General features: G+C 67.9%; 19 protein-coding genes. 11 read left to right on the top strand and 8 right to left on the bottom strand.

Annotated features, from left to right (window positions below; translation table 11 throughout):
- Positions 1-312: 312 nt before the first annotated feature.
- The 5 genes from EX88_RS0113275 to asnS form a co-directional block, all read right to left on the bottom strand.
- Positions 313-1,098, bottom strand: a complete 786-nt coding sequence (locus tag EX88_RS0113275; protein WP_031372479.1) for an SDR family oxidoreductase — start codon at positions 1,096-1,098, stop codon at positions 313-315.
- A 1-nt stretch (position 1,099) separates the two neighbouring features.
- On the bottom strand, positions 1,100-1,735 hold the full coding sequence (locus EX88_RS0113270; RefSeq protein WP_031372478.1) for an FMN-binding negative transcriptional regulator: 636 nt from the start codon (positions 1,733-1,735) through the stop codon (positions 1,100-1,102).
- 10 nt (positions 1,736-1,745) lie between these two features.
- Positions 1,746-2,084, bottom strand: coding sequence for a hypothetical protein (locus tag EX88_RS0113265; RefSeq protein ID WP_031372477.1), 339 nt, complete (start codon positions 2,082-2,084; stop codon positions 1,746-1,748).
- Positions 2,084-2,389, bottom strand: a complete 306-nt coding sequence (locus EX88_RS0113260) for a hypothetical protein (RefSeq protein WP_031372476.1) — start codon at positions 2,387-2,389, stop codon at positions 2,084-2,086. The genes EX88_RS0113265 and EX88_RS0113260 overlap by 1 nt, the downstream gene beginning before the upstream one ends.
- 275 nt (positions 2,390-2,664) lie before the next feature.
- Positions 2,665-4,065, bottom strand: coding sequence for an asparagine--tRNA ligase (gene asnS / locus EX88_RS0113255; RefSeq protein WP_031372475.1), 1,401 nt, complete (start codon positions 4,063-4,065; stop codon positions 2,665-2,667).
- A gap of 248 nt (positions 4,066-4,313) precedes the next feature.
- Between asnS and EX88_RS0113250 the strand changes: the two genes are divergently transcribed.
- From EX88_RS0113250 to EX88_RS0113220, 7 genes are all read left to right on the top strand, one after another.
- On the top strand, positions 4,314-5,384 hold the full coding sequence (locus tag EX88_RS0113250) for a DUF2891 domain-containing protein (RefSeq protein WP_200875844.1): 1,071 nt from the start codon (positions 4,314-4,316) through the stop codon (positions 5,382-5,384).
- A gap of 202 nt (positions 5,385-5,586) precedes the next feature.
- Complete coding sequence (locus EX88_RS0113245; RefSeq protein WP_031372473.1) at positions 5,587-5,925, top strand: HesB/IscA family protein; 339 nt, start codon at positions 5,587-5,589, stop codon at positions 5,923-5,925.
- Positions 5,926-6,136: 211 nt separating this feature from the next.
- Entirely contained in the window at positions 6,137-7,972 is a 1,836-nt protein-coding gene (locus tag EX88_RS0113240) for a DUF885 domain-containing protein (protein WP_081930946.1), read from the top strand.
- 331 nt (positions 7,973-8,303) lie between these two features.
- The gene (gene rpsF, locus EX88_RS0113235; RefSeq protein ID WP_031372471.1) at positions 8,304-8,741 is read left to right on the top strand and encodes a 30S ribosomal protein S6; all 438 of its coding nucleotides are present in this window, start codon (positions 8,304-8,306) and stop codon (positions 8,739-8,741) included.
- Between the two features lie 11 nt (positions 8,742-8,752).
- Positions 8,753-8,983, top strand: a complete 231-nt coding sequence (rpsR, locus tag EX88_RS0113230; protein WP_031372470.1) for a 30S ribosomal protein S18 — start codon at positions 8,753-8,755, stop codon at positions 8,981-8,983.
- Positions 8,984-9,160: 177 nt separating this feature from the next.
- A complete protein-coding gene (rplI, locus tag EX88_RS0113225) occupies positions 9,161-9,613 on the top strand; it encodes a 50S ribosomal protein L9 (RefSeq protein ID WP_031372469.1) in 453 nt (150 codons plus the stop codon).
- A 336-nt stretch (positions 9,614-9,949) separates the two neighbouring features.
- Entirely contained in the window at positions 9,950-11,362 is a 1,413-nt protein-coding gene (locus tag EX88_RS0113220) for a replicative DNA helicase (protein WP_031372468.1), read from the top strand.
- A gap of 84 nt (positions 11,363-11,446) precedes the next feature.
- On the opposite strand, the gene EX88_RS0113215 is transcribed toward EX88_RS0113220, so the two are convergent.
- The 3 genes from EX88_RS0113215 to EX88_RS0113205 all read right to left on the bottom strand — a co-directional run bounded on the left by EX88_RS0113215 (position 11,447) and on the right by EX88_RS0113205 (position 15,784).
- Positions 11,447-13,684 (bottom strand): TonB-dependent receptor plug domain-containing protein, encoded by a 2,238-nt coding sequence (locus tag EX88_RS0113215; protein WP_161786124.1) that lies wholly within the window; start codon positions 13,682-13,684, stop codon positions 11,447-11,449.
- A gap of 193 nt (positions 13,685-13,877) precedes the next feature.
- Positions 13,878-15,410, bottom strand: coding sequence for a M23/M56 family metallopeptidase (locus EX88_RS0113210; RefSeq protein WP_031372466.1), 1,533 nt, complete (start codon positions 15,408-15,410; stop codon positions 13,878-13,880).
- Positions 15,407-15,784 (bottom strand): BlaI/MecI/CopY family transcriptional regulator, encoded by a 378-nt coding sequence (locus EX88_RS0113205; protein WP_031372465.1) that lies wholly within the window; start codon positions 15,782-15,784, stop codon positions 15,407-15,409. Before EX88_RS0113205 ends, EX88_RS0113210 begins: the two co-directional genes overlap by 4 nt.
- A gap of 483 nt (positions 15,785-16,267) precedes the next feature.
- Between EX88_RS0113205 and EX88_RS0113200 the strand changes: the two genes are divergently transcribed.
- From EX88_RS0113200 to EX88_RS0113185, 4 genes are all read left to right on the top strand, one after another.
- A complete protein-coding gene (locus EX88_RS0113200; protein ID WP_031372464.1) occupies positions 16,268-16,609 on the top strand; it encodes a glycine zipper 2TM domain-containing protein in 342 nt (113 codons plus the stop codon).
- A gap of 211 nt (positions 16,610-16,820) precedes the next feature.
- Positions 16,821-17,897 (top strand): alanine racemase, encoded by a 1,077-nt coding sequence (alr, locus tag EX88_RS0113195; RefSeq protein WP_031372463.1) that lies wholly within the window; start codon positions 16,821-16,823, stop codon positions 17,895-17,897.
- Positions 17,898-18,269: 372 nt separating this feature from the next.
- Positions 18,270-19,904, top strand: coding sequence for a S8 family serine peptidase (locus tag EX88_RS0113190; RefSeq protein WP_036148835.1), 1,635 nt, complete (start codon positions 18,270-18,272; stop codon positions 19,902-19,904).
- 99 nt (positions 19,905-20,003) lie between these two features.
- Complete coding sequence (locus EX88_RS0113185) at positions 20,004-21,434, top strand: cryptochrome/photolyase family protein (RefSeq protein WP_031372461.1); 1,431 nt, start codon at positions 20,004-20,006, stop codon at positions 21,432-21,434.
- The last annotated feature ends 91 nt before the right edge of the window (positions 21,435-21,525 follow it).

The following is a 21,525-nucleotide window of genomic DNA, read 5'->3' as shown; positions in this document are numbered from 1 at the left end:
TTGTTGCTTATGACAAAAGAAAGTAACCCGCCGCTTTAGTGGCGGAAGCTTTTGGCATTTGATCCTGATCTTGATCTTGCGGGAGCGATGCGCCGCGAGATTGAAACAGCGCGGTCGCGGCTTGTGACCGAAGGAAATCCAGTAGGACGCCGCTCCTACCTTCGCGGAAACACGCCGCTTCGATGCGCGGCACCGGCGTTGTTGCTTCTGCGCATCCCGCGGTCGCGGCTCACGCCGCTCCTACAGTGGGATAACGCTGGATTCGGCGCGTGTTCGCTCCCTTAGGACGAAGGCATTCGCCCAACCGTCAGATCAAATCGACTGCATCCGCCCACCGTCCACCGCCAGGCTCACGCCGTTAACGTAAGCCGCGGCCGGCGAACACAGGAAGGCGATGCAGGCGGCGATCTCGCCAGGGGCGGCGAAGCGGTTCGCCGGCACGGTCTTGCGCATGGCTTCGATCACGGCCTCCTGCGTTTGGCCGCTGTTGCGGGCACGGTCGCCGATGATCTGTTCGATGCGCGCGGTCTGGGTGTAGCCAGGCAGGACGTTGTTGACGGTGATGCCGTCGGCGCCGAGTTCGCGCGACAAGGTCTTGGCCCAACTCGCAACGGCGCCGCGGATGGTGTTGGACACGCCGAGGCCGACGATCGGTTCCTTGACCGAGGTCGAGATCACGTTGACCACGCGGCCCCATTGCGCCGAACGCATGCCGGGCAGCACCGCGCGCACCAGGGTCTGGTTGGCGAGCAGGTGGCGCTGGAAGGCGTCCAGATAGGCGCTGTCGAGGGCGGTATGCGCCGGGCCGCCAGGCGGGCCGCCGGTGTTGTTGACCAGGATATGCACCGGCTTGCCGGCTGCGAGCGCTTCGACCTGGGCGGCGAGGGTGGCCGCGTCGGCGACGTCGGCGGCGATCCAGCCGTGCGCCTGCGCGCCGCTGCGCGGCAAGGCCTCGGCGACCGTGGCCAGGGCGTCGGCGCGGCGCGCCAGCACGGTCACGTCGCAGCCCAACAGGGCCAGCTCGTGCGCGGCGGCGCGGCCGATGCCTTCGGAGGCGCCGCAGACCAAGGCGTGCTTGCCGCTCAAGTTCAGATCCATATCAGTCTCCGCTGCTCGGTAGGGCCATGCGCTCGCGCATCAGCGCGGCGACCGCGCGGCTGTCGTCGCGGTCCTGCGCCTGCAACTGGGTGGCGACGTTTTCGCGATTGGCCAGGGGATGGTTCTGGCTGAGTTTGAACTTCAGGGCGATGCGTTCGACCTTGAAACGAAAACCGACGATGCCGCGCAATTGCCGGCGCAGTTCCTCGCGTTCGACTTCGAAGCGCCAGTCGCTGCCGATGCGGCCTTCGTGGCGGGCGCTGAGGTCGTCGACGAGTTGGGCCAGGCCGGCCTCGTCTTCGAAAGTCTGCAGCTCGCCGTGCAGATGGGCGATGGCGTAGTTCCAGGTCGGCACCCGCGCCGCGCTTTCCTTGTCGGTGTACCAGCCTGGCGACACGTAGGCGTGCGGGCCTTGCAGGATCGCCAGGGCCGGGCCGGCGTGGCGCGCCTGCGGGTTCGGGCGCGCCCAATGGCCGCGCAGTTCGACTTGCTCGCCGTCGCGTCGGTAGAGCAGGGGCAAGTGGCTGATCGTCGGCGCGTCGTCGCGCACGGTGATCAGGGTGGCGAAGTCGTAGGCGTCGGCCAGGCGGTCGAGCGCGCCCAGGTCGGTTTCGGCGAAGGCGCGCGGCAGGTACATGGCGTCGGGCTCAGTGGCGCTGCGGCAGTTTCTGGATCATCAGCGTGCCCAGCGTCTTGTCGTCCTGGGCTTGCGGGGGTACCAGCTCGTCGAGCGCGAAGCCGCGTGCCTGCGCGTCCTCTTCGTCCAGGCCTTCGAGCTCGACGAACTCGGCGTCCATGAGCGCGGCGCGGGCGGTGTCTTCGCTGTCGTAGGACAAGGTGTTGGCGTCGCTGTCGAAGACTTCGGCGGTGCCGGCCTCGCGTATGCGCAAACGCGCCCAGACCACGGTGCGGCCGAGCGTGGCCAGCCACCATTGGCCTTCGCCGGAAGCCGGGGTGGAATGGGTGTCGTATTCGTTTTCGGTCATCAGGGCACCATCATGGAAAGCAGCCAGAGGAGGCCCGCGCAGGCCAGCGAAGCGAACACGATCAGCAACGAAACCCGCGCCGGCGTGGCCAGGCCGTCGAGGTTGCGGTCGCTCGCGGCGCGATAGCGCTGGCGCAGCAGCCAGCCCCATGCGGACGGATTGGCGAAGGCGGCCTCGCCGAGTTCGCCGCGCAAGGCCGGATGGCGGTCGCGCAGGTGGACCAGGGCCAGCGGCCAGAAGATCGCGAACGCGCAGAATGCGGAGATCGCGATGCCGACGAAGGTCAGGGCCAGGAACAGGATCACGTACGTCTTACCTCTGTGGCCCAAGGGCCTGAATCGATGCCGGAAGCCATCATGTGCCGCGGCCGTGGCGGGGTAAAGCGGCGGGGAGTCGCGGGCGCTACCGCCCGATCATGCCGAACTTCCGGGCCGTCATCCCCGCGCAGGCGGGGATCCAGGGCCCTTCGTGCGAGAGCCTGCAAGGTCGTTGGATCCGCGCCTGCGCAGGGGATCACGGGCACGGAGCGAACCGAGCGATGTCGTCACGAACACGGCCGCAGCACGCCGGCACGGGCGGATCAGAACTCGGCGCTGCCCGGTGCGCGCGGGTAGGCGATCGCGTCGCGGATGTTGCTCAGGCCGCACACGTAGACCACCAGGCGCTCGAAGCCGAGGCCGAAACCGGCGTGCGGCACGGTGCCGTAGCGGCGGAAATCGCGGTACCAGTCGTAATGCGCCGGGTCCAGGCCGAACTGCGCCATGCGCGTGTCGAGCACGTCGAGGCGCTCTTCGCGCTGGCTGCCGCCGATGATCTCGCCGATGCCGGGCGCCAGCACGTCCATCGCCGCGACGGTCTTGCCGTCGTCGTTGAGGCGCATGTAGAAGGCCTTGAAGTGCTCGGGGTAGTTCAGCACCACCACCGGGCGGCCGACGTGCTGCTCGGTCAGCCAGCGCTCGTGCTCGGTCTGCAGGTCCAGGCCCCATTCGACCGGGAACTCGAACTTCTGCCCCGACTTCTGCAACAACGAGATCGCATCGGTGTAGTCGATGCGTTCGAACGGCGAGTTGACGAAGGTCTCCAGGCGGGTGATCGCATCGGGCTGGACGCGCTCGGCGATGAAGGCCATGTCGTCGCCGCGCTCGTCGAGCACCGCGCGGAACAGGTACTTGAGGAAGTCCTCGGCGACCCGCGCGTTCTCCATCAGGTCGGCGAAGGCGATCTCCGGCTCGATCATCCAGAACTCGGCCAGATGGCGGGTGGTGTTGCTGTTCTCGGCGCGGAAGGTCGGGCCGAAGGTGTAGACCTTGCTCAGCGCCAGGCAGTAGGCCTCGACGTTGAGCTGGCCGGACACGGTCAGGAAGGTTTCCTTGCCGAAGAAGTCGCGCGAGAAATCGATCGCACCGTCCTTCTCGCGCGGCAGGTTGGCCAGGTCCAGGGTCGAGACCCGGAACATCTGGCCGGCGCCTTCGGCGTCGGAGGTGGTGATGATCGGCGTGCTGATCCAGTAGTAGCCGTTCTCGTGGAAATACCGGTGCACGGCCTGCGACAGGCAGTGGCGGATACGGGTGACCGCGCCGAACAGGTTGGTGCGCGGGCGCAGGTGGGCGAACTCGCGCAGGTATTCCAGCGTATGCGCCTTCGGCTGCATGGGGTAGGTGAGCGGGTTCTCGACCCAGCCGACCACCTGCAGGCTGGAGGCCTGGATCTCGTAGTTCTGGCCCTGGCCCTGCGAGGCGACCAGGATGCCGGTGGCGATCACCGAGCAACCGGCGGTGAGGTGTTTGACCTCCTCGTCGTAGTTGGACAGCGTATTCGGCGCCACGACCTGGATCGGTGCGAAGCAGGAGCCGTCGCTGACGTTGACGAAGCTCAGTCCGGCCTTGGAATCGCGACGGGTACGCACCCAGCCGCGTACCGTGACTTCGCCGCCCGCCGGAATCTTGCCCGCGAGTGCCTGTTCGACGCTAACCACCGTCATGTGATGCCGCCCCAGCGCGTTGAAAAGTAAAGGACGGCGATGATAACGGATGCTGCCGGCACAGGGCGTGCCGGTCGCCGCGGCCTTAGACTGCGTTTTGGACCACGGGGGCGAGGCGCGGCATGAATCGGGTTTGGCGATGGGGCAGGCGATGGGGACGCGGGTGGGCCGGCTGGATGCTCGCCACGGCGGCGGCCGCGACATGCGCGCAGGCGGCCGCAGCGGCGCCTGCGCCGGAGCCCCTGCCGGTGGTCGTGCTCGACGAGGCACGCGCCGGCCATTTCGCCGGTCTCGCGCTGAGCTGCGTCGGCCGCGAATACCCGAACAAAATCAGCCATCGCCTCGAAGGCGCCAAGGACGTGGCCGCGCCGAGCAAGCTGTATCCGGCCTTCTACGGCTGCTACGACTGGCATTCCTCGGTGCACGGGCACTGGTTGCTGGCGCGGCTGGTCGAGCGTTTCCCGCAGGCGCCGTTCGCCGCGCCGGCGCGGGCCGCGCTGGCGCGCAACCTGACCGGCGAGAACATCGCCGGCGAACTGGCGTATCTGCGCCGCAGCAGCGACGAGACCTTCGAACGCCCCTATGGCCTGGCCTGGCTGCTGCAATTGGGCTCGCAGTTGCGCGGCTGGGACGACCCGCAGGCGCGGCAATGGGCGGCGGCGCTGGAACCGCTGGAGCGCGAAGCCGCTGCACGGCTGCTGCGCTGGCTGCCGAAACTGACCCGCCCGATCCGCGTCGGCGAACACAGCCAGACCGCGTTCGCTTTCGGCCTGGCCCTGGACTGGACCCGCCGCAGCGGCGACCAGGCGCTGCGCGACGCCCTGATCGCCCGCTCGCGCTTTTTCTACCAGGGCGACCGCGACTGCCCTTTGGCCTATGAGCCTTCCGGACAGGACTTCCTTTCGCCGTGCCTGGCCGAAGCCGATCTGATGCGTCGGGTGCTGGCGCCGGACGAGTACGCCCGCTGGCTGCGCGAGTTCCTGCCGCAGGTGCCGCGCCGCGCTCGCGCCGACTGGCTGGTCCCGGCCGTGGTGCTCGACCCCGAGGACGGCAAGCTCGCCCATCTCGACGGCCTCAACCTGAGCCGGGCCTGGATGCTGGAAGGCATCGCCGCCGGATTGCCGCCGCGCGATCGGCGCATCCGCGCCTTGCGTGCGGCCGCCGCCGTGCATCGCGAACTCGGCCTGATCGCGGTCGGCGACAGCCATTACGCCGGTGCCCATTGGCTCGGCAGTTTCGCCACCTATCTGATGGCGCCGCCGGATGCGGCGCCGGCCCCGGCCCCGGCCGCGGCGACCGGGGCAGGGCGCAGCGACTGAGGCGTTCAGGCCTGAAGCAGCGTCTTTGCCGGCGCTGCGACAGGCTGGCGGCGACAGGACGTCTGCTTGAACGCCGTCGCAATGCCGCCATATCGGGTACAGCCCGCCGATGCCAGGCTGCTACCATTCCGGTAGCGCCGATCCGGCCGCAGCCTTCCAGGCCGCAGCCGGCATCGAGCACAACATTCTTACGAGTACCGCCATGTCCGTGACCCTCGCCCCCGCCGCGCTCGCACGTGTCCAGCATTTCCTGACCGAAACGCCGACCGCGCTGGGCCTGCGTTTCGGCGTGACCCGTACCGGTTGCTCGGGCTGGCAGCACATCGCCGACCTGGCCCGCGACGAGCGCGAAGGCGACACCGTGTTCGAGCAGGACGGCGTGCGCATCTATGTCGACCCGATCAGCCTGCCGCTGGTCGACGGCACTCGCATCGATTTCCTCAAGCAGGGCCTCGGCGAGATGTTCGTGTTCCAGAACCCGAACGCCGCCGCCGAATGCGGTTGCGGCGAAAGCTTCACCACCCAGGCCGACGCTGCCTGAGTTCGACTAGGGCAGGGCGGCGTAAGCCGGACCTGCTTCGGTCCGTATCGAGATTGCGCTTCGCAGCGCTCTGACGGATCGCGGTGCTTCCAGCGCGCTCGATGCGCTTTGCCGATTGCGGCCGGTGCGGCGTTGCCGCCAACTTTCGACATGCGGCAGCGGCGCGAGGCCGGGCTAGACTCGGCCGCTGGTCTCCTGGGGAATCCGCACCATGCTCCGTCCCGTTCTGCTCGCCGCGGCCATCGCCGTGGGCCTGGCCGCGCCGTTGGCCTCGATGGCCACGGCCGCGCCCGCCACTGCCGCATCCGCCACGCGCAATGCCAACGCCTCCACCGAGGCGCTGCATCGTTTGTTCGACGAGGAGTGGGAGCGCGGCCTGCGCGAGAACCCCGAAGGCGCCAGCTTCAACGGCGACAAGCGTTATAACGACCGCTGGACCGACGCCAGCCTGAGCGCGATCCAGGCGCGTCAGGAGAGCGACCGCCAGGCGCTGGCCAAGCTCAAGGCCATCGATCGCAGCCAGTTGTCGGAAGCCGACCAGCTCAACTACGACGTGTTCGGCTGGAACCTCGGCAAGAGCATCGAGCGGCAGAAGTACCGCGAATACCTGGCGCCGGTCGGGCAGAGCGGCGGCGTGCAGACCGCCGACGGCCTGGTCGAAGGCCTCTCGTTCGAACAGGTCAAGGACTACCGCGACTGGCTCGCGCGCATGCGCGCCTTGCCGGTGCTGATCGAACAGAACCAGGCCCTGCTGCGCGAGGGCGCCAAGGCCGGGATCACCCCGCCACGCGTGCTGATGCAACGCGTGCCAGGCCAGATCGCCAAGCAGATCGTCGAGGACCCCAGCAAGAGCCCGTTCTACAAGCCCTTCAACCGCTTCCCCGACAGCGTGCCGGCGGCCGAGCGCAAGGCCTTGCAGGCCGAGGCCAAGAAGGTCATCGCCGAGACCATCGTGCCGGCCTACCGCGAGTTCGGCAGCTTCTTCGAGAAGGAGTACCTGGCGGCGGCGCGCACCAGCATCGCCGCCAGCGACTTGCCCGACGGCAAGGCCTATTACGACTTCCTCGCCGCCGATTTCACCACCACCAATCTGAGCGCCGATGCGATCCACAAGATCGGCCTCAAGGAGGTCGCGCGCATCCGCGCCGAGATGGAGAAGGTCAAGGCCGAGGTCGGCTTCAAGGGCACCCTGGCGGAGTTCTTCACCTATCTGCGCAGCGACCCGAAGTTCTTCTACAAGACCCCGGCGGCGCTGCTCGAGGCCTACCAGGCGATCTCCAAGCGGATCGACCCGGAGCTGGTCAAGATTTCCAAGCTGATCCCGCGCCAGCCCTACGGCGTACGCCCGATCCCCGACAACGTCGCCCCGGACACGACCACGGCGTATTACCTGCCGGGCGCGGTCGACGGCACCCGGGCCGGCTACTACTACGTCAACCTGTACAAGCCCGAGGTCCGCCCGACCTGGGAAATGATGCCGCTGTCGTTGCACGAGGCGGTGCCGGGCCATCACTTCCAGTTCGCCCGCGGCCTGGAGCTGCCGGACGCGCCGATGTTCCGCCGCACCGGCTACTTCGTCGCCTACGGCGAGGGCTGGGGCCTGTATGCCGAGCGCCTGGGCTACGACATGGGCCTGTACGACGACCCCTACGACCGCATGGGCCAGTTGTCCTACGACATGTGGCGCGCGGTCCGGCTGGTGGTCGACACCGGCATGCACAGCAAGGGCTGGAGCCGCGACAAGGCGATCAAGTTCTTCATGGACAACGCCCCCAAGACCGAGCAGGACGTGGTCAACGAGATCGACCGTTACATCGGCTGGCCCGGCCAGGCGTTGGCCTACAAGATCGGCCAGCTGAAGATCTCCGAGCTGCGCGAGCGCTCGCGCAAGGCGCTCGGCCCGGCCTTCGACCTGCGCGATTTCAACGACGAAGTGCTGTCGACCGGCTCGGTGCCGCTGCAAGTGCTGGAGAAGCACATCGATACTTGGATCGCGGCGAACAAGCCGGCACCGGCGAAGGCGCCCGCCAAATCGAAGAAACGCTGATCTCTTGAAATGATGAGATAGGGGCCGGAGCCCGGCCCCATGGGTAGGAGCGGCGCAAGCCGCGACCGCGACAAGCCGGGCGGCGGCGAAAGGCGCGGCGGCTGATAGCGCCCGGTCGCGGCTCGCGCCGCTCCTACCCAAAGCCGGCCACGCAGGCCTTCGCAGGCAAATACCGCACCGCATTGCACCTAAGCCCTTGTCCTGCCATACTTTCCGGCTCTCGAACGGCCCAAGGCCGGTCGGGACCTTGCTCCACCGCGTCCGCATCCGGACCCCGGGGGGCTGAACCGGGTCGCCATCGGCGATCCATCATCCACAAGGAAACACACCCATGCGTCATTACGAAGTCGTGTTCCTGGTCCATCCGGACCAGAGCGAGCAGGTGCCGGCCATGATCGAGCGCTACAAGTCGCTGATCGAAGGCGGCGAAGGCAAGATCCACCGTCTCGAAGACTGGGGCCGCCGTCAGCTGGCCTATCCGATCGAGAACCTGGTCAAGGCCCACTACGTCCTGCTGAACATCGAAGTCACCCAGACGGTGCTCAACGAGCTCGTCGACGGTTTCCGTTTCAACGACGCCGTGCTGCGTCACCTGGTCATGAAGCGCGACGACGCCGACACCGAGCAGTCGCTGATCATGAAGTTCAAGGACGAGAAGGGCGACAAGCCCGAGCGCGGCGAGCGTGGTGAGCGTCGTCGTCGTGACGACGATAGCGAGACCGCCGTCGGCACCGCCGACAACGCCGACGACAACGCCGAAGCCGCCTGAGGATTGCCCCCATGTCCAAGTTTTTCCGCCGCCGCAAGTTCTGCAAGTTCACCGCCGAAGGCGTCAAAGAGATCGACTACAAGGATCTCAACACCCTGCGCCAGTACCTGACCGAGACCGGCAAGATCGTGCCGAGCCGCGTCACCGGCACCAAGTCGAAGTACCAGCGCCAGCTGGCCACGGCGGTCAAGCGCGCTCGTTTCCTCGCGCTGATCCCGTACACCGACAACCACAACGCCTAACGGCTTTGGAGTGAATGGCGGCTTTGCCGCCTTCGAGGAGTGAGCAACGAGAGAAAGCTTTGCTTTCGATCACTTCTCACTCCTCTCAACTCACTCCTATCGATTCATTCCTCGCTTCTTCGGACAGCGAATCCCGCTGCGGACCTACAGGCCCGCTAACGAACACGGAGCAAGACCATGCAACTGATCCTCCTGCAGAAAGTCACCAACCTCGGCAACCTCGGCGACAAGGTCAACGTCAAGCCGGGCTACGGCCGCAACTACCTCGTGCCGCAGGGCAAGGCCGTTCCGGCCACCGCCAGCAACCTGGCCGACTTCGAAACCCGCCGTGCGGAGTACGAAGCCAAGGCCAAGTCGCTGCTGGAAGGCGCCGAAGGCCGCAAGGCCCGTCTGGAAGGCGCTTCGGTGACCGTCCACGCCAACGCCGCGACCGAAGGCAAGCTGTACGGCTCGGTGACCCCGCGCGACATCGCCGAGGCGCTGACCAAGGCCGGCTTCGAAGTCGGCAAGTCGGAAGTGATCATGGGCGAAGGCCCGATCCGTCGCACCGGCGAATACGACGTGCTGATCCACCTGCACGCCGACGTCGAAGTCACGGTCAAGGTCATCGTCGCCGGCGAAGCCGCTTAATCGCGACCGCCCGATCGTAAGACTGCGAAGGGCGCCGAAAGGCGCCCTTCGTTTTTTCCGCGGGTGTCGGATCTCCGGGCAGGCCCCTGGCCGTCGCAGTCTGTGCGACGCGCTCGTGACATAGAAAGGGCAAGTTGTCCCCTTCTTATCCACAGGGTTATCTGCAACGGGCACGACCCGATCGCGACTACGATGCGTGTCCGGCCTCCTTCCTGCGACGTCGACCGACACCCATCGACGCCGATCCCCGGATCGCCGGCGCCCTCACCAGCCCCTGAGCCTTGATCGGCTCGATTGGCCGCACACGCGGCCGAACGACGAGGATCGTCTTTCCCGATGAGCGCACGTGGCGGATTCCGTAGCGAAAAACGTTTCGAGACCCGCGCCGAACAGCGCGTGGACCAGCTTCGGGTGCCGCCGCAATCGATCGAGGCCGAACAGGCCGTGCTCGGCGGCCTCATGCTCGCGCCCGACGCCTACGACCGGGTCGCCGACCAGATCGTCGAGGAAGATTTCTACCGCCGCGATCACCAACTGATCTACCGCGCGATCCGCGACCTGGCCGAGAAGAGCCGGCCGTTCGACGCGGTGACCCTGGGCGAGTGGTTCGACTCGCAAGGCCTGTCCGAACAGGTCGCCGGCGGCGCTTACCTGATCGAACTGGCCAGCACTACGCCGTCGGCCGCCAACATCACCGCCTACGCCGAGATCGTTCGCGACAAGGCGGTGATGCGCAAGCTGATCGAAGTCGGCACCGAGATCGTCAACGACGGTTTCCAGCCCGATGGCCGCGACAGCGGCGAGATCCTGGCCAAGGCCGAGCAGCAGGTGTTCGCGATCGCCGAAGCCGGCGCCCGCGGCCGCACCGACTTCACCCCGGTCACCAAGGCGCTGTCGGAAGCCTTCGACGTGCTGCAGACGCGCTACGCCAGCGGCGGCGCGGTCACCGGCCTGGCCACCGGCTACACCGAATTCGACGAGATGACCGCCGGTCTGCAACCGACCGACCTGTTGATCCTGGCCGCGCGTCCGGCGATGGGCAAGACCACGCTCGCGCTGAATATGGCCGAGTACGCCGCGTTCCGCAGCAAGAAGGCGGTGGCGATCTTCTCGATGGAAATGTCGGCGAGCCAGCTCGCCCTGCGCCTGATCTCCTCGGTCGGCCGCGTCAACGCCCAGCGCCTGCGTTCGGGCCAGCTCGAGGACGAAGACTGGAGCCGCGTGACCAGCGCGATCCGCCAGTTGCGCGAAGCCAAGATCTTCATCGACGACACCCCGGGCCTGTCGCCGGAGGTGCTGCGCGCCAAGTCGCGCCGCCTCAAGCGCGAGCACGACCTGGGCCTGATCGTGATCGACTACCTGCAGCTGATGTCGGTGCCGGGCAACAGCGAAAACCGCGCGACCGAAATCTCCGAGATCTCGCGTTCGCTCAAGCACCTGGCCAAGGAACTCAACCTGCCGGTGATCGCGCTGTCGCAGCTCAACCGCTCGCTGGAACAGCGCGCCGACAAGCGCCCGGTGATGGCCGACTTGCGCGAATCCGGCGCTATCGAGCAGGACGCCGACGTCATCATCTTCATTTACCGCGACGACTACTACAACAAAGAGACTTCGCCGGACAAAGGCCTGGCCGAGGTCATCATCGGCAAGCAGCGTAGCGGCCCGACCGGCTCGCTCAAGCTGAAGTTCTTCGGCGAGTACACCCGCTTCGACAACCTCGCCCACGACAGCATCGGCTCGTTCGAGTAATCCTCGGGCGCCGGGCCGGAGGCTTCAAGCAAGACACGACGACGGCGCCTCGACGGCGCCGTCGTCGTTTACGGACGGCGCGGTTTACAACGCAATTTCCAACTGCGCTCGCAGCAACAGCGAGGTCGGGCGCCGTCGCTGCGTGCCTTGCCAGCGTTCCTCGTCGAAGTACTCCGCGCCGCTGACGATGTCCTGTTCGAGCAGGTTGCTCAGGCTCAGGCGCAACTTGCCGCGCTTGCCCAATTTCATCGAGGCATAGGCGTCGAGCTCGCGTCGCGGCGATTCGTTTTCCATTTCGTGCAAGCCGGTCCGTACCGAGCCGCCGCTGCGATGGCTGTAGCTCGCGCCGACCGTCCAAGTCGGGTTGACGACATAGTCGGCGGCCAGGGTTCCGGTCAGGCGCGGTTGGCTGTCGATGCGGTTGTGCGGGCCGGGTACGTCGTCGACCCGCGACCGGTTGCGGGTGAGGTTGAAGCGCACGTCGACCGGCAGCGCGGCAAACCAGCGCGACAGCGAGAACTTGCCGTCGACTTCGAGCCCCCAGCTGCGAGCGCGGCCGCCGTTGCCCGGCAAGGCCACCCAGCGCCCGTCGATCAACTGCGTTTCGGTGCGGATCAGATCGTCGATCTCGCGCAGATAGGCGCCGAGACTCAGCATCGCGCCCTGGTCCCAGTATTTTTCGTAGGCCAGGTCGAGGCCGGTCGCGAGCTCCGGGCGCAGCGCCGGGTTACCTTGCTGATCGGGATTGAGCGCCCGGTTGTTGGTCGAGGTGTAGGGGCGCGGGATCAGCGAACGCAGTTCCGGCGCGCGGTAACTGCGGCTCAGGCCCAGACGGATCTGGTCGTTGCGGGTTTTGGAGAGTTTCCACAAGGACTGCAGCACCGGCGATAGCACGCTGGCATCGTTGCGCACCGTGGCGAAGCGATTGCCTTCGCTGCGGGTGTCGATACGCTCCCAGCGCGCGCCGAGATACAGCGACCAGACCGGGCTCAGCGTCCATTCGTCCTGCGCGTACAGCGCCAGCCGCCGCAGGGTGGCGTCGAAGGAGAGGTCGCTGATCGTTTCCGGCTCGCCGCCGATGGCGCGCAGATGCTGCAGACGCGATTCGCGGCGACGTTCCAGGCCGGCCTCCCAGCCGAGTTCGAGTGCGTGCCGGCCGTTGTTGCTCGCATCGGCTTCCGATAGCGGCAAGGCGTACTTGCCGCTGGAACTCAGCGCATGCACGCGCAGCCGGCCATCGGTGGCGTCGTCGAGATTCTGATTCGCGTCGGCCCCATAGCCCTGCTCGCGGAAACGCGAACGCTCGCGATTGCCGCTGAGGCCGAGTTTGCTGCTGAGTTTGCCGGCCTGGGCGAATTCGTGGCTCCAGTGCAGGTCGGTGCGCAGTTGCACGACGTCGGTGCCGGTGAACTGGCGGTAGCGGACATGATCGAGCTCCGGGCCCAGCGAAGTGGTCCAGCCGATGTCGGCGTATTTGCGGGCATGGCCGGCGTCGAGCCAGGTTTGCAGGGCCAGGGTGTCGCCGTTCTGCAGGGTCAGCTCGAAACGCGGCGCGATCGCCAGTGCGTCGCGATAGCCATCGACGCGCAGGCGGGTGTCGCGTTGCGAAGCCAGCACGCCATCGCGGTCGCGTGCGATTTCGCTGCCGGTTTCCTCGACCAGGTATTCGCGCCGCGTCAACGAGGCTTCGAGCGAACGGCTGCGATAGCCGTCGCGGCGCGAATGGCTCCAATGCAGGCTCGGCAGGTGCCGGCCGTTCGACACGCCCAAGGCCAGCTTGAATTCGTCGCTGTCGCGGCGTGCCTGCCGGCCGAGCACGATGTTGATGGTTCCGGCGATGGCGGCGCTGCGCAGGTCGGCGGTCGTGGTGCGCAGGATCTCGACCCGTTCGATCATCTCCGGCGACAGCGCGCCGAGGTCGAAACCGGGCGCGGCCGCTTGTCCGTCGATCAGCAACTGGGTGTAGCCGCTGCCCATGCCGCGCAGCGAAATCGCGCCCGAGCTGCCGGGCGCACCGGTGCCGATGCTGACGCCCGGCAAACGCTTCATCGCTTCGGCGAGACTGGCGTCGCCGAATGCGAGCAATTCGGCGCGCGTGACCACGGTGCGCGAGGCGGTGTCGTCGCGGCGCACGTCGTGGCGTTCGCCTTCGACCACCACGGTGTCGAGTTCGGCGACCGCTGCCGCAGCAGTAGGGGATGCGGGCGCCGCCTGAGGCGGCTTGGCGCCGGCTGGGACGCAGGCCAGCATCGCCTGGGCGAGCAGGGCCAGACGGCATGCCTGGCGCAGCGGTGTCGAGGTGGGTGACGGTGTTGATTGCATAGGGACCGGGATAGAGGGAGGCGCAGTCGTGCGACCGTCGCGTCTGTGGGCGACGGAGCGGGCGAAGATCGCGGGGCAAAGACCGGCCCTCCCCATGAGCGGGGCATTCAAACAGGCTGGCCGGGTAGGGCGGCGACGCGGTTCGCGCGTCGCCGCAGACGACTACGGAGTCATCGGGCTGATGGCATCGGGCTCATCGCAGCAGCGGCTCCGGGTCGACGCGTTGGCCGTTGTGCAGCATCTCGACGTGGACGTGCGGACCGGTGACCTTGCCGGTGGTGCCGACCCGGCCGATGCGTTCTCCGCTCACGACTTGCTGGCCGACCTGGACGTCGTATGCGTCGAGATGGGCGTACAGCGACTGCCAGCCGCCGCCGTGATCGAGCACGACCACGGTGCCGTAGTTCGGCGCGTTGTCGTAGCGTTCGGTGGCCGCGACCACGACGCCGGCAGCCGGCGCGTGCACCGGCGTGCCGCGTGCCGCGGTGAAGTCGAGGCCGCGATGCGGGTTGCTGCGCGGCGGGCCGATCTCGCCGAAGTGGCCGCTGATCTTCGGCTTGCGCATCGGCGAGGAGAAGTCGATCTCCACACTGGCGGCGGCGACGGCCGGGCCGGGTGCCGGCTTGGCCACTGCTTTGGCCGCTGCGCTCGTCGGACTGATCGTGGCGGCTGGCGCGGTCGTTGCCGGCGTCGCGGCGATCTGCACCGAGGCGATCGCGGCGCCTGCGACCAGCGCCGTCGCCGCCAGCACCCAGCGCAAAGCCGGAGGCACGCGGCGACGCCGGTCGCCCTCGATCATGTGGGCGATGCGCAGCCGGTGATGGCCGGGGTCCTTGCGCGAGAACGCAGCAGCCGAGGCCGGCAGAGGCACGCCGGCGGACAGGCGCAAGGTCTGCAGATAGGCCTGAGCATAGCTGCGGCGGCGGTCGGCGCGGTCGGCGATGGCGGCGGCGTCGCAGCGCAGCTCGGCGGCGATCTGCACGCGTTGGGCGATCAGGCGCAGGAAGGGATCGAACCACAGCAGGACCTGGACCAGGCGCATCCCGGCGGCGCGCTGCGGGTCGCGGCGGGCGAGATGGGCGGCCTCGTGGCGCAGCACCATGCGCAGTTGTTCATCGCTCATCTGCGCGCTCAACGCGGCCGGGACCAGGATGGTCGGCCGCGGCAGGCGGACCGCGAACGGGCTCGTCGCATCGTCGATGCTGCGCACCTCGATGCCGGCCTCGGCCAGGCGCCGGCATTCGACGGCGACCGAAGTGTCGTTGAGCGTGCCACCGGGCGTGCCGTCGAAGGGACGCGAAGCGGCGACGATGCGGCGCACCGCACGCAGCCCCGAGCACCAGCGCAGCGCGGCGACGATCGCGCCGCTGAGATACAAGGCGGCCAGCAACGGTTCGAGCCAATCGCGCAGCGCGGTCGTCGCGGCCGTCGCGACCGGCGGCGTCGCGCCGGTCATGCCCGGCCAGGCGCCGCCATCGCTCAACATCGGCAGCGGCAGGCTGGGCGTTATCGGCCACGATGGGGTCTCCGGCCCGAGCCAACGCAAGGCGAGTGCCGCCGCGGTCGGCAACGCCGCCAGCGTCCATACCCCGAGCCAGTAAGCGCGCGAGGCATGCGATAGACGCAGGGCACGATGCAGGCCGAGCCCTGCGCCCCAGGCCAGCGCGCCGGTCGCCAGACAGGCGCACAGGTGCAGCGACCAGAACTCGAGGCTGGGCAAGGTCATGCCTGCGACTCCGGTTCGCCGTCGCGCAGCATCGCTTCGAGCTGGTCGATCTCGTCTTCGTTGAGCAGACGGCTGTCGGCGAAGGCCTGGGTCGGCAGCGGCCCGTCGATTTCGAGCACGCGCTTGGCGAAGTCGCTGCTCAGCGCGGCGAGCACCGCGACCTTGCCGACCGCGGCACGGTAGACGTTGAGCCCGTGCTCGCCGATTTCCTCGACCAGGCCCTTGTCGACCATGCGTTCGAGGGTCTTGCGCGTCGACGAATACGACCAGTCCAGCAGCGGCGCGACGCGCTCGTGCAACTCGCGTGCGCTGCAGGCGTTTTCGCGCCACAGGCACTTCAGCAATTCCAGTTCGGCATTCGACGGGCGGATCATCGCAGGGCTCCCAGCGTCAGATGTCGTAAACATGCGACAAGTGTCGTATGGTGTCAAGCCGAGCGAATCACGGCAGCGATCGAGGGGCTCGGTAGCCAATGCTGGGCTGCTGGCGCGGCGACGCAGCGTTCGCGGGGCCGCCAAGCGTGGCTTCCGTAAACGGCCGGTCGCAACTGTGCCGGCATCGAATCGGCGACGGCATCGGCGCGAGCGAATGCGCCGGCGAGCGACCTCGTTGTGTATCTCGATTCGAAGCCGTCACTGCATCGCGCATCGACGCGGCAGTCGCGATGCGCGTCGTACGCGCAGCGCGTCGCAGATTCGTCGAACGACCGTGTCGAGACGCACGCATGCCTGCGCGCGTTCAGCATCGCGACGTTAGCCTTGCGAACATGCGCGGCAGCGGCGTTGCGACTGGGTTGACGCAGTCGTGACGGATGCTGGCGCATCGTGCATCCCGTCCATATTCCTATCGGTGAGTCCATGAACTCCAAGCTCAAATCCACGATCGCCGTCGCCCTGATGTCCTGCGTCATGGTGACCGGCGCGGCTACCGCGCAGACCAAGTCCAAGTCCAAGGCGCACCAGCCGCGTTGCTACGACGTCGAAGTGCAGCGTCCGAAGCAGATCAAGGATCAACACAAGATCGCCGGCACCGCCATCGGTGCGGTCGCGGGCGGCCTGCTGGGCAACCAGGTCGGCGGCGGCAGCGGCAAGAAGCTGGCGACTGCGGCCGGTGCGGTCGGCGGCGCCTTCGCCGGTCGCAAGATCCAGGAAAACCAGCAGAACAAGATGGAAACCGTGATCGAGCGCCGCTGCGACTGAGCCGCGTCGGCCCCGAACCGATCGGTTTCGACCCGATCGGTCCGCCCTGACCGGTCCGACTCGATCGGTCTCGACCCAAAGCCGCGCAGGGTTCGCCCCGCGCGGTTTTTTCTCGGGCGAGGTTTTGCCGCTCGCGTCGGTTGCGCGGGATCGTTGCGGCGACTCGCATGCGAGCGTTCTGGCGCGCATCGGCGCCCGCTAGAATAGGCGCATGGCACGACCGACTTCCGCAAGCATCCACACCGACGCGCTGCGTCATAACCTCGCCCAGGCGCGCAGCATGGCGCCGCACAGCCGGGTCATGGCGGTGGTCAAGGCCGACGGCTACGGCCATGGTCTGGAGCGCGTGGCGCGGGCGCTCGAAGGCGCCGATGCGTTCGGCGTGGCGGCCTTGTCCGACGCCGACCGCCTGCGCGCGGCCGGTCTGTCGCAGCCGATCGTGTTGCTGTCGGGCTTCGACGAAGCCGACGACCTGCCGCAGCTGCGCCGGCTCGGCGTCGAGACCGTGGTCCATCACATCAGTCAGGTCGAGATGCTCGAACAGGCCGCTGCCGGCGAGCCGATCCGTTGCTGGCTCAAGGTCGACAGCGGCATGCACCGGCTCGGCTTCGCTCCGCAGGACGTGCGCGAGGCGCATGCGCGCCTGGCCGCGGCGTCGAGCGTGGCCGAGGGCATCGTGCTGATGAATCACTTCGCCAGCTCCGACGAATTCGACAAGCCGCAGACGCGCCAGCAATTGCAGGCCTTCGCCGCGGCCACTACCGACCTGCCGGGTTCGCGTTCGCTGGCCAATTCCGCGGCCGTGCTCGGCTGGCCCGATGCCCACGCCGATTGGATCCGGCCGGGCGGCCTGCTGTACGGCATCAGCGCGGTGGAAGGGCGCACCGGCGCCGACTTCGGCCTGCGACCGGCGATGACCCTGTCGACGCGCCTGATCGCGGTCAACCGGGTCGGCAAGGGCGAACGCATCGGCTACGCCGCGACCTGGGAATGCCCCGAAGACATGCTGGTCGGCGTGGCTGCGATCGGCTACGGCGACGGTTACCCGCGTGCGGCGCCCTCGGGCACGCCGGTGCGGGTTGCCGGCCACGACACCCAGGTCATCGGCCGGGTCTCGATGGACCTGATGACGATCGACCTGCGCGGTGTCCCCGAGGCCAAGGTCGGCGACCCGGTGGTGTTGTGGGGGCCGGAACTGCCGGTCGAACGCATCGCCGAGGCCAGCGGCACCATCGGTTATGAGTTGACTTGCTCGATCACCCGGCGGGTACGCTTCGTCGAAGCCTGAGCGCCTCGGCGGCTGCGACCCTGATCCAGGGCAGGGCAGGACCGCCTCGCAGGTGCCCGCTCGCGGGCGCTGGTCGTCCCGGTCTCGGCTGGCGTCGCGAGGCCGCGAATCGGCCGCCGAGCCCTCTCCCGCGGGGGGCTCCGAAAGGCGCAACGCATAAACGGGATGACCTCCCTACAGGCCGCAAAAAGCGGCATTCATCAGCATAAATTTGTGATGTACATCACAAATTTATGATTCATCTGGGCGATTCCTCCCATTCCCAGCCGATCCCCGAGCGCGCTAGCGTCGCTGGAGCGTCGCGGCCAAGACCGCACGCGGCTAACCGGCCCGGACCGCGTCCGGGCCGCAATCTATCTCGGGGAGTCACGAATGAAGCAACGCAATTTGGTGAGCGCACTGGGTCTGGGCCTGGCGATGATGGTCGCTTCGAGCATGGCCAATGCCGAAGGTCCGAACCCGAACCGGGTCTGGGTCAAGTTCAAGTCCGGTGCCGGCGCGGGCGCCGCCAACCGCGGCCTGGTCCAGGCCAACGTGCAGCAGAAGGTGCAGGCGTTGCGTACCCGGCTGGCCGCCGCCCACGGCGGCGACGCCACGGTCAACTTCCAGTTCGACAAGCTCAATGCCGCGGTGCTGACCCTGCCGTCGGCCGATGCGGTCAAGGCCCTGCGCGACAACCCCGACGTCGAATCGGTCGAGATCGACCAGCCGCGCTATCCGATGGCGCAGAGCGTTCCCTACGGTATCGACCAGGTCCAGGCCCGCGACGTATGGGACGCCAATCGCGACGGCGTCATCGACACCGGCGCGGCCACCGGCGAAGGCATCAAGGTTTGCGTGATCGACTCGGGCATCAATTCGGGCCACGAGGATTTCGCCGGCATCGCCATCACCGGTTATCCGACCGGCTGGAACACCGACACCTGCGGGCACGGCACCCACGTCGCCGGCACCATCGCCGCGGCCAACAACAGCACCGGCGTGGTCGGCGTCAGCCCGGGCAAGGTCTCGCTGCACATCGTCAAGATCTTCGGCAGCAACGGCTACAACGGCAGCAGCCACGGCCAGTGCTCGTGGACCTACAGCTCGACCCTGGTCGACGCGGCCAACCGCTGCGCCGCGGCCGGCGCCAAGATCATCAACATGAGCCTGGGCGGCGGCGGCAGCTCCACCACCGAGAGCAACGCCTTCCAGACCTTGGCCAACAACGGCGTGCTGAGCATCGCCGCGGCCGGCAACGACGGCAACGCGACCCTGAGCTACCCGGCTTCGTACCCGAGCGTGGTGTCGGTGGCGGCGATCGACCAGAACAACGCCAAGGCCGATTTCTCGCAGTTCAACAGCGAAGTCGAACTCGCCGCGCCGGGCGTGGACACCTACAGCACCACCCCGCTGGCCAACGACCCGCTGGTGGTCGGCAACAGCCAGTTCGCCGCCAACCCGATCAGCGGTTCGAAGCAGACCACCGCCAGCGCCGGTTGGGTCAACGGCGGCCAGTGCACGGCCTCGTCGAACACCTGGCGCAACAAAGTCGTGCTGTGCCAGCGCGGCACCAACACCTTCACCGACAAGGCGACCAAGGTGAAGACCGGCCGCGGCCTGGCCATGGTGGTCTACAACAACGTCGACGGCCCGCTGCAGGCCGGTCTGTACAGCTCGGCCACGCCGCCGCAGCCGGTGACCAGCACGCTGCCGGCGGTGGGCATCAGCAAGGCCGACGGCGAAACCATCATCGCCACCCTGGCCGGGCAGACCGCCACCGTCGATGCGACCCCGTCGGTCAGCAACGTCGCCTACGAGAACAAGAGCGGTACCTCGATGGCGACCCCGCACGTGTCCGGCGTGGCGGCGGTGGTGTGGAGCGCCAAGCCGACCGCGACCGCGCAACAGGTCCGCGACGCCCTGGCGACCACGGCGGTCGACCTGGACGCGGCCGGCCGCGACAACAACACCGGCTGGGGTCTGGTCCAGACCCAGGCCGCGATCACGGAACTGCAGTCCCAGTAAGCGGGGATCGCACGGACGGGGTTCGAGCATGAACCCCGTCCGTTCCGGACGCCGGGGGACGCGGCATACTGCCGCCTCCTCGACCTTGCGGCTGCCGCAATGCCCGACGCCAACGCGACCGCGCTGATCTGGTTCCGCAACGATTTGCGCCTGGCCGATCATCCTGCGTTGCGTGCCGCGCTGGAGGCCGGTTACACCCCGATCCCGATCTACATCCATGCCCCCGACGAGCACGCCAGTTGGCGTCCCGGTGCGGCGTCGGATGCCTGGCGGCAGCGTTCGCTCGCCGCGCTCGATCGCGACCTGCGTAAACGCAGCTCGCACCTGCGCCATTTCTTCGGTCCCAGCCTGGCCACGCTGCAGTCGCTGATTCTCGCCACCGACGCCCAGGCGGTGTTCTGGAACCGCCGCTACGAACCGCACATCGAACGTCGCGACACCAAGATCAAGCAGACCCTGCGCGGCATGGGCCTGGAAGTCGAAAGCTTCAACAGCGCGCTGATGTTCGAGCCGTGGACCTTGCGGACCAAGCAAGGCGGGCCGTTCAAAGTGTTCACCCCGTACTGGCGCTCGGCCCTGGCGAACTGGAAGGAGGAGCCCTCGTGGGAGCCGCCGGCCTCGCTGCCGAGCACCCGCGAAGGGCCGGACGGCGTGCCGCTGGCCGCACTCAAGCTGGCGCCGGAGCGCGACTGGGCCGAACCGTTCTGGAGCCATTGGACGCCGGGCGAGGCCGGCGCCCGGGCGGCGCTGGAAACCTTCGTTGACGGCGCTTTGCGCGGCTACACCGAACAACGCGACCGCCCCGACCGGGTCGGCACCTCGCGGCTGTCGCCGCATCTGCATTTCGGCGAGATCGCGCCGTGGCGAGTGGCCAGCGCGCTGCGCGAGCATCGCAACGCCGGCAATGCCCGCGACGTCGATTCGGCGGTGCGCGAGCTGGGCTGGCGCGAGTTCGCCCATCACCTGTTGCATCACTTTCCCGAAACGCCCGAACAGAACTTCAATCCGCGCTTCGCCGATTTCGACTGGGCGCGCTTGTCGCAGCCGCGCCTGGAAGCCTGGCAGCAGGGCCGCACCGGCATTCCGATCGTCGACGCCGGCATGCGCGAGCTGTGGGCCACCGGCTGGATGCACAACCGCGTACGCATGATCGTGGCGAGCTATCTGACCAAACACCTGCGCTATCACTGGCGCCACGGCGCGCGCTGGTTTTGGGACACCCTGGTCGACGCCGACCTGGCCAACAACAGCCTGGGCTGGCAATGGGTCGCCGGCACCGGCGCCGATGCCGCGCCGTATTTCCGCGTGTTCAATCCCGTGACCCAGTCGGAGAAGTTCGATCCCGACGGCGATTACATCGCACGCTGGGTGCCCGAGCTCGCCGGCCTGCCGGTGCCGCTGCGCTTCGCGCCCTGGCACGATGCGGCCTTGCTGCGCAAACACGCGCCCGACTATCCGCCGCATCCGCTGGTCGACCTGGCGGCGGGCCGCGACGACGCGCTCGAGGCCTACCGCAAGTTGCGCGAGTAGGACGAAGGCGAGGGCGCTGCGGCGTGCGTGGCGTCGCAAGCCGCGCTCGGCGGGCGCGTCGAGCGCCCGCTTCGGCGCGGCTCGCGTTGAC

Source organism: Lysobacter antibioticus (genome assembly GCF_000731095.1).
Classification (GTDB): Bacteria; Pseudomonadota; Gammaproteobacteria; order Xanthomonadales; family Xanthomonadaceae; genus Lysobacter; species Lysobacter antibioticus_B.
This window is presented reverse-complemented; position numbering and strand designations above follow the sequence as displayed.